This window comes from Streptomyces sp. NPDC006430 (assembly GCF_040612395.1).
GTDB lineage: Bacteria > Actinomycetota > Actinomycetes > Streptomycetales > Streptomycetaceae > Streptomyces.
Genome location: NZ_JBEXQA010000017.1, coordinates 1 through 11263, shown reverse-complemented (window position 1 = coordinate 11263; position 11263 = coordinate 1). Strand labels below are relative to the sequence as shown.

The 11263-nt window shown below is 71.5% G+C and carries 10 protein-coding genes; 8 read left to right on the top strand and 2 right to left on the bottom strand.

Translation table 11 applies throughout. From position 1 onward, the window contains the following. The first annotated feature begins 159 nt into the window (after positions 1-159). The 3 genes from ABZZ20_RS23015 to ilvD all read left to right on the top strand — a co-directional run bounded on the left by ABZZ20_RS23015 (position 160) and on the right by ilvD (position 3577). On the top strand, positions 160-990 hold the full coding sequence (locus tag ABZZ20_RS23015) for a sugar phosphate isomerase/epimerase (RefSeq protein WP_356872394.1): 831 nt from the start codon (positions 160-162) through the stop codon (positions 988-990). Continuing rightward, complete coding sequence (locus ABZZ20_RS23010) at positions 987-1604, top strand: TetR family transcriptional regulator (protein WP_356872392.1); 618 nt, start codon at positions 987-989, stop codon at positions 1602-1604. The genes ABZZ20_RS23015 and ABZZ20_RS23010 overlap by 4 nt, the downstream gene beginning before the upstream one ends. 125 nt (positions 1605-1729) lie before the next feature. Further along, positions 1730-3577: a dihydroxy-acid dehydratase gene (ilvD, locus tag ABZZ20_RS23005; RefSeq protein ID WP_356872390.1), complete on the top strand. Its 1848-nt coding sequence runs from the start codon at positions 1730-1732 to the stop codon at positions 3575-3577. A gap of 79 nt (positions 3578-3656) precedes the next feature. Here the strand turns inward: ilvD and ABZZ20_RS23000 are convergent, their stop codons facing one another. Then, entirely contained in the window at positions 3657-5840 is a 2184-nt protein-coding gene (locus ABZZ20_RS23000; protein WP_356872388.1) for a serine/threonine-protein kinase, read from the bottom strand. A gap of 106 nt (positions 5841-5946) precedes the next feature. Between ABZZ20_RS23000 and ABZZ20_RS22995 the strand changes: the two genes are divergently transcribed. From ABZZ20_RS22995 to proC, 5 genes are all read left to right on the top strand, one after another. Beyond that, positions 5947-6258 (top strand): SH3 domain-containing protein, encoded by a 312-nt coding sequence (locus tag ABZZ20_RS22995; protein ID WP_356872386.1) that lies wholly within the window; start codon positions 5947-5949, stop codon positions 6256-6258. Positions 6259-6373: 115 nt separating this feature from the next. Then, positions 6374-6889, top strand: coding sequence for a hypothetical protein (locus ABZZ20_RS22990; protein WP_356872622.1), 516 nt, complete (start codon positions 6374-6376; stop codon positions 6887-6889). Positions 6890-7018: 129 nt separating this feature from the next. Next, complete coding sequence (locus ABZZ20_RS22985; RefSeq protein WP_356872621.1) at positions 7019-7837, top strand: ABC transporter ATP-binding protein; 819 nt, start codon at positions 7019-7021, stop codon at positions 7835-7837. 14 nt (positions 7838-7851) lie between these two features. After that, a complete protein-coding gene (locus tag ABZZ20_RS22980) occupies positions 7852-8589 on the top strand; it encodes an ABC transporter permease (RefSeq protein ID WP_356872619.1) in 738 nt (245 codons plus the stop codon). Between the two features lie 138 nt (positions 8590-8727). After that, complete coding sequence (gene proC / locus ABZZ20_RS22975) at positions 8728-9537, top strand: pyrroline-5-carboxylate reductase (protein WP_356872384.1); 810 nt, start codon at positions 8728-8730, stop codon at positions 9535-9537. A 43-nt stretch (positions 9538-9580) separates the two neighbouring features. Here proC and trpS read toward each other — a convergent pair whose 3' ends face one another. Continuing rightward, the gene (gene trpS / locus ABZZ20_RS22970; protein ID WP_356872382.1) at positions 9581-10579 is read right to left on the bottom strand and encodes a tryptophan--tRNA ligase; all 999 of its coding nucleotides are present in this window, start codon (positions 10577-10579) and stop codon (positions 9581-9583) included. Between the last annotated feature and the right edge of the window lie 684 nt (positions 10580-11263).

The window sequence follows — 11263 nt, the reverse complement described above, 5'->3', positions numbered from 1 at the left end:
CGAACCGGCCCGTACCGAACTGGCTCGTATCGAACCGGCCCGTACTGCACCGGCCCGTACCGGTACGTCACCGGGATGCCTCGTGCGGCCGAGGCCGGATCCCGGGGTGGGTGGTGATCGTCACGGCGGGGGAGGGCGTCGGGCCCGTAACCTGTCCCCGTGGCAAAACCAGTCCGCATCCCGACCGCGAAAGTCGCCCTCTCCACCGCCTCCGTCTACCCGGAGTCGACGGCGACCGCCTTCGAGATCGCCGCGCGCCTCGGCTACGACGGCGTCGAGGTGATGGTCTGGACGGACCCGGTCAGTCAGGACGTCGACGCCCTGCGCCGCCTCTCCGACGCCCACCAGGTGCCGATCCTCGCCATCCACGCGCCCTGCCTGCTGATCACCCAGCGCGTCTGGTCCACCGATCCGTGGACCAAGCTCCAGCGGGCCCGAGCGGCGGCCGAGCGGCTCGGTGCGAGCACGGTGGTCGTGCACCCGCCGTTCCGCTGGCAGCGCCAGTACTCCCGTGACTTCGTCACCGGCATCTGGCGCATGGCGGACGAGACCGATGTCCGCTTCGCCGTCGAGAACATGTACCCGTGGCGCTACCGCGACCGCGAGATGCTCGCGTACGCCCCCGAGTGGGACGTCACCAAGGACGACTACCGCCATTTCACGGTGGACCTCTCCCACACCGCCACCGCCCGTACGGACGCCGCCGCGATGGTCGACCGCATGGGCGACCGGCTCGCGCACGTGCACCTCGCCGATGGCAACGGCTCGGCCAAGGACGAGCACCTCGTCCCCGGCCGCGGCACCCAGCCCTGCGCCGAGCTGCTGGAGCGTCTCGCCGTCGGCTCCTTCACCGGGCACGTCGTGATCGAGGTCAACACCCGTCGGGCGATGTCCTCCGCGGAGCGCGAGGCCGACCTCGCCGAGGCGCTGGCCTTCACCCGCCTCCACCTCGCGGCCAACGCCGCCCCGATCAAGGCCCCGCGCCCATGACGGAACCGGTCAAGCCCCGTCGCGGTCCCGGCCGCCCCCGCCAGGACGAGGCCGACGACGGCCCCGGCACCCAGGAGCGCATCCGCCTCGCCGCCCGCTCCGAGTTCGCCGCGCGCGGCTACGACAAGGCCTCCGTACGCGGCATCGCCAAGGCCGCCGGGGTGGACCCGGCCCTGGTCCACCACTACTTCGGCAGCAAGGACGAGCTCTTCGCCGCCGCCATCGAGCTCAGCATGGAGCCCACCCTCGTCGTCCCCGCGATCCTCGGGGAGGGTCCCGACGGCATCGGTGAACGCCTGGCCCGCTATTTCCTGGGGATCTGGGAGAACCCGGTCACCCGCGCCCCCCTCCTCGCCGTGATCCGCTCCGCCCTCACCCACGAGGCGGCGGCGAAGGTGCTGCGCGGCCTGATCCTGCGCCGGGTCCTCGAACGGGTCGCCGCCGACCTCAACGTCCCCGACCCCACCTTCCGCGCCGAGCTCGCCGCCTCGCACATGGTCGGCATCGCGATCCTGCGGTACGTCGTCCAGATCGAGCCCCTCGCATCCGCCGACGCGGAGGCCATCGTCACCATGGTGGCCCCCACCCTCCAGCGCTACTTGACCGAAGGCTGAGCCGCCCGTCCCGCCATCCGGACTACCTGTCCGTATCCCGGGCGATGGGCGTAGCCTCGTAACCGAGCCATATCCACAGTCGCGGCAGGCGTGCGAACGCCGCTGCACTCATGGGGAGAAACCCGATGCCCGAGCTGAGGTCCCGCACCGTCACCCACGGCCGCAACATGGCGGGCGCACGCGCCCTTATGCGTGCGTCGGGAGTAGCGAGCGAGGACATCGGGAAGCCGATCATCGCGGTCGCCAACTCCTTCACCGAGTTCGTCCCCGGCCACACCCACCTGGCCCCGGTCGGCCGGATCGTCTCCGAGGCCATCCGCGCCGCGGGCGCCATCCCGCGCGAGTTCAACACCATCGCGGTCGATGACGGCATCGCCATGGGACACGGCGGCATGCTGTACTCCCTGCCTTCCCGCGATCTGATCGCGGACTCGGTCGAGTACATGGTCGAGGCCCACTGCGCCGATGCCCTGATCTGCATCTCCAACTGCGACAAGATCACCCCCGGCATGCTGATGGCCGCCATGCGCCTCAACATCCCGGTCGTTTTCGTCTCCGGCGGCCCGATGGAGGCCGGCCAGGCCACCCTCGTCGACGGCACCGTCCGCAAGCTCGACCTGATCAACGCGATCGTCGACGCCGTGAACGAGAACGTGTCGGACGAGGACGTGCTGCGGATCGAGGAGAACGCCTGTCCGACCTGCGGGTCGTGTTCCGGCATGTTCACCGCCAACTCGATGAACTGCCTGGCCGAGGCCATCGGCCTGGCCCTGCCCGGCAACGGCTCCGTCCTCGCCACGCACACCGCCCGCCGCGCCCTGTACGAGAACGCCGGCCGCACGGTCGTCGAGATCACCAAGCGGTACTACGAGCAGGACGACGCGTCGGTCCTGCCTCGCTCCATCGCCACCCGCGAGGCCTTCGAGAACGCCATGGCCCTCGACATCGCCATGGGCGGCTCCACGAACACGATCCTCCACCTGCTGGCCGCCGCCCAGGAAGCGGGCCTCGACTACGACCTCACCGACATCGACGAGGTCTCGCGCCGCGTGCCGTGCCTGGCCAAGGTCGCGCCGAACGTGGCACCCGGCGGCACGTACTACATGGAGGACATCCACCGGGCGGGCGGCATCCCCGCCATCCTCGGCGAACTACACCGCGGCGGACTCCTGAACAAGAACGTCACCACGGTCCACTCCGACGGGCTGGAGGACTGGCTCGCGACGTGGGACGCCCGTTCCGGCACCGCCTCGGACGAGGCCATGGACCTGTGGCACGCGGCTCCCGGCTGCAAGCGCTCCGCCACCGCCTTCTCGCAGTCCGAGCGCTGGGAGACCCTCGACCTCGACGCCGAGGGCGGCTGCATCCGCTCCGTGCAGCACGCGTACTCCAAGGACGGCGGCCTCGCCGTACTGCGCGGCAACATCGCGGTCGACGGCTGCGTCGTGAAGACGGCGGGCGTCGACGAGTCGATCTGGACCTTCGAGGGCCCGGCGGTCGTCTGCGAATCGCAGGACGAGGCCGTCGACAAGATCCTCCGCAAGGAGATCAAGGAGGGCGACGTCGTCGTCATCCGTTACGAGGGTCCCCGCGGCGGCCCCGGCATGCAGGAGATGCTCTACCCGACCTCCTTCCTCAAGGGCCGCGGCCTCGGCAAGGCCTGCGCCCTGGTGACGGACGGCCGCTTCTCCGGCGGCACCTCGGGCCTGTCCATCGGCCACGCCTCCCCGGAGGCGGCCTCGGGCGGCACGATCGCCCTGGTGGAGGACGGGGACCGGATCCGCATCGACATCCCGAACCGGTCGATCGAGCTGCTGGTCTCCGACGAGACCCTGGCGGCCCGCCGTGAGGCCCTCGGCGGCGTCTACGCCCCGAAGAACCGGGAGCGCAAGGTCTCGGCGGCCCTGCGCGCCTACGCGGCGATGGCGACGAGCGCGGACAAGGGCGCCGTCCGCGACGTCAGCCGGCTCTGACGCTGCCCGAGCCGTGACACGGAACCCCTCCCGGATGTCCGGGAGGGGTTCCGTGTCACGGGTGGCCGGCCCGCCCGGTTCACCACCCCGCGGGGTTGCCCGCGTCGACGGCGAAGACCGATCCGTCCGGTGCCGACGCGTAGACCCGCCCGTCGGGGGCCGCCACCGGCGCGGGCAGCGTCGCCGCGAAGGTGTTCCGGCCCTCGCTCATCCGCGGCTTGGTCTGCCCCGCCAACCGCCGCGTTGCGGTGTCCACCGCCAGCAGCCGCCCGTCCAGTGCCGCGAGGTACAGCCGTCCGTTCCCGAGCACGGGCCGCGAGGCGGCGGTCACGCCCGTCTCCAGCCGCCATTCCTCCCGGCTCCCGCCCACGGCGACCAGCGCACCCGAGATGCCGAACACGTACGTCACCCCGTCGGGGCCGACGGCCGCCTGGGCCTGGAGGAGGGGCGCCGACAAGCCGGTCGTCCGTACCGCCTTGGTCCGCAGGTCGACGCGGACGACCGCGGTGGTCATTCCCGCGGTGTCGCTCTCCAGTAGGTACAGCCCGCCGCCGGCCACGCCGACGGGTTCCACCGTCCCGGACACCCGGACCTGCCCGCTGAGCGCCCCGTTCGCCGGGTCGACCTCCGCCACCTGCGTGGACTTGCCGTCCGCGGCGGGGGTGGAGAGGTGCAGGACGGGGCTGGCGCCCGGTTGCGTCGGCCCGGGGTACCAGGTGGAGCCCACTGCCGCGATCCGCTTGGTCCACTGGACGGCGCCGCCGGCCGCATCGAGGGCCGTGACCTTCCCGTCGGGTTCCGCGACCAGCACGCGCGGGCCGGCGGGCACGACCCTCGTGCCGGGCGTCAGGCTCCGCTTCCACCGCTCCGCACCCGTCGCCGGGTCCAGTGCCAGGAGCAGACGGCCGCCCGTCGTCACCGTGAACACGAGCCCGCCGCCGTGGAACGGCGTGCTCGCCTCGGCCGATCCGGGGGCCGCCGGGACGGACCACAGCACCGAGCCGTTCGCGGGGTCGAGCCGGGCGGCGGCCAGCCCGTGCCCCGAGCAGTACAGGCCCGCCGCCTCCCACGAACACGCCGACAGCGGTTTCCCCTGCCCCTGCACGCCCAGCGGCACCGCCCACGGTGCGAAGGGCCTCGCCCCGGGCCCCGGCGCCGCCTTCTTGTCCGCAGGCTGTCCCGACGCCTCGGCTGCCGCCCCGAACTGGAGGTACCCGCCGATCGCCCCGGCCGCGAGCAGCAGGCCCAGCCCCGCGGCCGTGGCCGCCACCCGAGTCCGGCGTCCGGCCGCCGCGGGCCGATCGGTCGCGATCCGCTCCCGCCGGTGCGTGACCTCCTGCTCCGGCTCCTGCTCCCGTGCCCGGGCCGCGGCGCGGGGCTGCGCCGCGGCCCCGGCCGGCGGCCGGGGCCGCGGCTTCGGGATGAAGGCCTGCGTGTCCTCGGAGGTCGGATAGGCGACCGCCCGCATCTCCGCGATCAGGTCCTCCGCGGTGGGCCGGTCGGCCGGCTCCTTCGCGAGGCACCGCGCGACGAGCGGCGCGAGCTGCGCCGGAAGCCCGCTCAGATCGGGCTCGCTGTGCACCACCTGGTACGCCACGAGGTAGTGGCTGTCGGAGTCGAACGGTCCGTGCCCCGTCGCCGCGTGCACGAGTACGGCCCCCAGGGCGAAGACGTCCGCGGCCGTCCCGACGTCCCTCGGTCGCTGGAACTGCTCCGGCGCCATGTAGGGCGGCGTCCCGATCAGCTTTCCGGTCTCGGTCCGCAGGTCGCTGTCCGCCGGTCGCGAGATGCCGAAGTCGATGACCCGTACCCCGTCCGGGGCCATCAGGACGTTGCTGGGCTTGAGGTCGCGGTGGACGACCCCCGCCCGGTGGATGTCCCGCAGGGCCTCCGCCAGCCCGGCGGCGAGCCTGGCCAGTTCGACGGGGTCCAGCACCCGTTCCCGTACGCGCTCGGCGAGCGTCGGGGCATCGATGAACAGGGTGGCCATCCACGGCCGTTCGGCATCCGGATCGGCATCCACGACGGGGGCGGTGAAGGCCCCGCTCACTCGCCGGGCCGCGGTGACCTCCTGCCGGAAGCGGGCCCGGAACTCCGGATCGACCGCGTGCTCGGCGTGCACGATCTTGACGGCGAGTTTCAGCCCGGAGTCGGAGGTGGCCAGGTGGACGACGCCCATGCCGCCGGAACCGAGCACCGATTCGAGCCGGTACTGCCCGGCGTACTCCGGAAAGCCCACGTAGTCCGCGCGCAACGAATGCACCGCTCACCACCCCCGCCGGAGCCTAGTCGTGACCCGTACGAATCTCCAAGGGGCCTGCTACCCTGCGCGAGTTGCGCACGGCAACGCCCACGGGGGGAGATTTCGCATGTCCGTAGAGAACGATTCAAGCCAAATCCAGGGCCTGGCCGCCACCACTTCCGACTCCGGCTTCCAGACCTTCGCGGTCGCTCCGGGCTACCGGGTCAACGTCCGCAGCGGCCCCGGACTCGGTTACGCCATCGTCAGGGTGCTCCCCTACGGCGCTTCGGTGACGATCCGCTGCCAGACGGACGGCGACACGGTCACCGGCCCGTACGGCACGACGAACATCTGGGACTGCATCGGCAACGGCGAGTTCGTCTCCGACGCGTACGTGCACACGGGCAGCGACGGCTACGTCGCCACCCAGTGCGCGTAGCGGCACGGCCCGTCTGACACCTGAGACACGCGTGGCCCGGACCGTCCGCCGGGGGATACTCGCTGGTGTGAGCGACGACCAGCGAGACCAGACCCACCCCCGGCCTTCGTCGGGGGTGCCCGCAGCCGCGACGAAGGCCGGACAGGTCCCGGCGGCCTCCGCCGGCCCCGAGCCCGAGCCGATCCGGTTCTTCGGCACCACCTGGGTGGATCACGACGGCGGCTACGCCCTGCGCCGGGTCGGCGTCGCCGTCGGCTCGCTCGCCACTGCCGTCGCCGCGGCCGTCCTGCTCCGGCTCTCCTACGAGGGCCTGGAGATCGGCAACGTCGGCACCTTCCTCAACGTCTCCGTCGTCGTCCTCTTCGCGATCGCCAGCTCCATCGCCTTCGCCAAGACCTGGGACTCCTTCAGTCGCCGTCCCGCCCCGTCCTCCGACGAGGCAGCCCTCAAGGGCCTGAAGACGATCGGTTTCATCGGCTCCCTCATCGCGTACTTCCTGCGCTGCTTCGCCGAGGCCCCAGGCGAGAAGCTGCGCCGGGCCGAGTACCAGCGCGCCACCGCCGAATTCGCCCGCCGCCGCAGCACCCGTACGGGCAACCCGGCCGCGCGCCGTCCCAAGCGGAAGAAGTGAACGCCTGCGGGTGAGTCCGCCCGGCCCGCCAACGCGCCCGGCCCCGCCAACCCGTACGGCCCCACCAACCCGTCCGGTCCTGTGACCTGTTGACGCCCCGGCACCGCCAGGAGCATTATTCATCGCATGATGAATAATCGAGAGCGAGAGGCGGCCCGGGCCACCGCCCCGGGCCCGGCCGCCGCCGTGCACGCCCGGGGCCTCACCGTCCGCCGCGGCACCGGCCGCACCCCCCGCACCGTCATTGACGGCATCGACTTCGACGTCCCCAGCGGACGGATCACCGGTCTCCTCGGCCCCTCCGGCTGCGGCAAGTCCACCCTCATGCGCGCCGTCGTCGGCACCCAGGCCCACGTCACCGGCACCCTCGACGTGCTCGGTCGCCCCGCCGGCCACCCCGAGCTCCGCTCCCGCATCGGCTACGTCACCCAGGCCCCCTCGATCTACGACGACCTCACCGTCCGGCAGAACCTCGACTACTTCGCCGCCGTCCTCGATCCCGGCCGCGCCGCGGCCCCCCGCCGCCGCGCCGCCGTCGCCCGCGCCATCACCGACGTCGACCTCGCCAGCCACACCACCGCCCTCGCCGGCAACCTCTCCGGCGGCCAGCGCAGCCGCGTCTCCCTCGCCGTGGCCCTGCTCGGCACCCCCGAGCTCCTCGTGCTCGACGAACCGACCGTCGGCCTCGACCCGGTCCTGCGCCGCGACCTGTGGAACCTCTTCCACGAGCTTGCCGCCACCCGCGGCACCACGATCCTCGTCTCCTCCCACGTCATGGACGAGGCCGAGCGCTGCCACGACCTGTTGCTCATGCGCGAGGGCCGCATCCTCGCCCAGGACACGCCCGCCGCACTGCGCACCCAGACCCACGCCGCCACCGTCGAACAGGCGTTCCTCAGCCTCGTCGACGAGGCCGACACCCCCGCCGCCCAGGAGCCGACCCCGTGACCGCCACCACTGCAATGAACGGCGCCCGTACCGCCGCCACCGCCGCCCGTGTCCTGCGCCAGCTGCGCCACGACCCGCGCTCCATCGCCCTGATGCTCGCGGTCCCCCTCCTGATGCTCACGCTGCTGCGCTACGTCTTCGACGGGAGCCCACGCACCTTCGACAGCATCGGCGCATCCCTCCTCGGGATCTTCCCCCTGATCACCATGTTCCTGGTGACCTCGATCGCGACCCTGCGCGAGCGCACCTCCGGCACCCTCGAACGCCTCCTTGCCATGCCGCTCGGCAAGGGCGACCTCATCGCCGGCTACGCCCTCGCCTTCGGCGTCGTGGCCGTCGTCCAATCCCTCCTGGCCACCGGCCTCGCCCTCTGGCTCCTCGGCCTCGACGTCGTCGGCTCGCCCTGGCTACTCCTGCTCGTCGCCCTCCTCGACGCGCTCCTCGGCACCGCCCTCGGACTCTTCGTCTCGGCCTTCGCGGCCAGCGAGTTCCAGGCCGTCCAGTTCATGCCGGCCGTGATCTTCCCCCAGCTGCTGCTCTGCGGGCTCTTCGCCGCACGCAACACCATGCAGCCCGTCCTCGAACACATCTCCGACGCCCTGCCCATGTCCTACGCCGTCGACGGCATGACCCAGGTCGTCACCCACACCGACATGACCGCCGACTTCGTCCGCGACGTGGTGATCGTGGCCGCCTGCGGTCTCCTCGTGCTCGCCCTCGGCGCGGCCACCCTCCGCCGCCGCACCCCCTGACCGCACTGCGGACGGTTCCTCGCCGCTGCGCGCTCGGGTGCAAGGATGAGCACGTAGACGCATCCTCAGCACCACCCCACGTGCACCACGACCTCCCGGCCTGCGCTGGGAGGTACCCCCAGGCGAGGTGAATCGGGCATGACCCAGACAGTCGCAGTCCTCGGTACCGGCAAGATCGGCGAGGCCCTGCTCAGCGGAATGATCCGCGGCGGCTGGCCCGCCTCCAAGCTCCTCGTCACCGCCCGCCGCGCGGAAAGGGCCGAGGAGCTCCGTACCCGCTACGGCGTCGAGGCCGTCAGCAACGCCGAGGCCGCCAAGCGCGCCGACACGCTGATCCTCACCGTCAAGCCGCAGGACATGGGCAAGCTCCTCGACGAGCTCGCCCCGCACGTCCCCGCCGACCGCCTGGTCATCAGCGGCGCCGCAGGCATCCCCACCTCCTTCTTCGAGGAGCGGCTCGCGCCCGGCACCCCGGTCGTCCGCGTCATGACGAACACCCCCGCCCTCGTCGACGAGGCCATGTCCGTCATCTCGGCCGGCAGCCACGCCACCTCCGAACACCTGGCCCACACGGAGGAGATCTTCGGAGGTGTCGGCAAGACCCTGCGCGTCCCCGAGTCCCAGCAGGACGCCGCCACCGCCCTCTCCGGCTCCGGCCCCGCGTACTTCTACTTCCTCGTCGAGGCGATGACCGACGCCGGCATCCTCCTCGGCCTGCCCCGGGCCCAGGCCCACGACCTCATCGTCCAGGCCGCCATCGGCGCGGCCGTGATGCTCCGCGACAGCGGCGAACACCCGGTCAAGCTCCGCGAAGCCGTCACCTCCCCGGCCGGCACCACCATCAACGCGATCGTCGAACTGGAACGGCACGGTGTACGGGCCGCCCTGATCGCCGCCCTCGAAGCCGCCCGCGACCGAAGCCGCGAGCTCGCCTCCGGCAACGGCTGACACGGAAGTACGGGCCCCCGCACGCACGGGGGCCCGCCCCCCTTCAGGGCTCCAGCAGCCCGATCGTCCGGTACGCCCGGTCCACGACGGGCCGTGCCAGCGCCCGCGCCCGCCCGGCCCCCTCCCGCAGTACCTTCTCCACCGCCGCCGGATCGGCCGCAAGCTCGGCATGCCGCTCGCGCACCGGCCGCAGCACCTCCACGAGGGCGTCGGCGACGTCCCGCTTGAGCGCCCCGTACCCGCTGTACCCCTCGGCGAGCAGGGCCGGATCCCCGTCGGTGCAGGCGGCCAGCAGGTCCAGCAGGTTCGAGACCCCCGGCCGCTCCACCGGGTCGTAGACGACCCCGCCGTCCCCGCTGTCGGTCACGGCCCGCATGACCTTCTTCCGAACCACCTCGGGCTCATCGAGCATGAACACCACGCCCGGCCCCGTCCCACCCGACTTCCCCATCTTCGAGGTCGGCTCCTGAAGGTCCATGACCCGCGCGGCGACCGCCGGATACGTCGCCTTCGGCACTGTGAAGGTGTGCCCGTACCGCTGGTTGAACCGCACCGCCAGATCCCGGGCCAGCTCCACGTGCTGGCGCTGGTCGTCGCCCACCGGCACTTCTTTGGTCTCGTAGGCCAGGATGTCGGCGGCCATCAGCACCGGATACGTGAGCAGCGACAGCCGTACGCCGTCCCCGGAGGCCTGGGCCTGCGCGGCCTTCTCCTTGTACTGGATCATCCGCCGTAGCTCTCCGTCGGTGGCGGTGCACTCCAGCAGGTAGGCCAGTCGGGTGTGTTCGTCGACGTGGCTCTGGACGAACAGTGTGCACTTCTCCGGGGACAGCCCGGCGGCGAGCAGCAGTGTCGCCGCCTGCCGACTGAGCCGGCGCACCCGTGCCGGATCGTGCTCGATCGTCAATGCGTGGAGGTCGACGACGCAGAACAGCGCCTCGTCCGGCCGCTGGTCGGTGGCGACCCAGTGCCGGACGGCTCCCAGGTAGTTCCCCAAGGTCAGATGCCCGGTCGGCTTGATCCCGCTGAAGATCCTCGTCATGTCCTGTCTCCCTGTTCGGTCCGTGACTCGTGTCGGTGCCGCCGCGGCGGGCGACCGAGCCACTCCCGGAGGGAGAAACAGAAACGGCCGCCGTAGCGGCGGCCGTGAGCGCATGCGTGCTCGCGCGATGGGTCGGCCGCCCTCAGGCGGCCCACCAGCGAAGGCTGAGTGTGAGCACGTGCGTGGTCATGGGGACAGGCTAGCGCTCCCAGGGTCGCCTGTCCTGGAGTTGACACAGATTCCTCCGATCCGTAAGGTTCTTCGAGTTGTCCGACGTGAGCGCCGACTCCGGTCGGTCCCCGGGCAGCCATCCCGCACTACCCATTCGAACGAACGGCGCATTGCCGTTTCGTTTTCATGCGTATTTGCGAATGAGGAATCCGCGTCCAAGGACGCAGTCGCCGATTAGGTTCGGGGGCGAGGAATCCGCTACTGTCTCACTCGCCGCAAGGGCCCAACAGCCCAAGCAGCACAACCCGCTGATTGGGGGTCAGGCCCGAAAGGATCTGATAGAGTCGGAATCGCCGGAAAGGGAAACGCGAAAGCGAAGACCTGGAAAGCGAAACCCGCTTCGACCGGGAATCGGACACGAAAGAGTCTGATAGAGTCGGAAACGAAGAACGAAGCCCGGAGGAAAGCCCCAGTAATGAGGGTGAGTACAAAGGAAGCGTCCGTTCCTTGAGA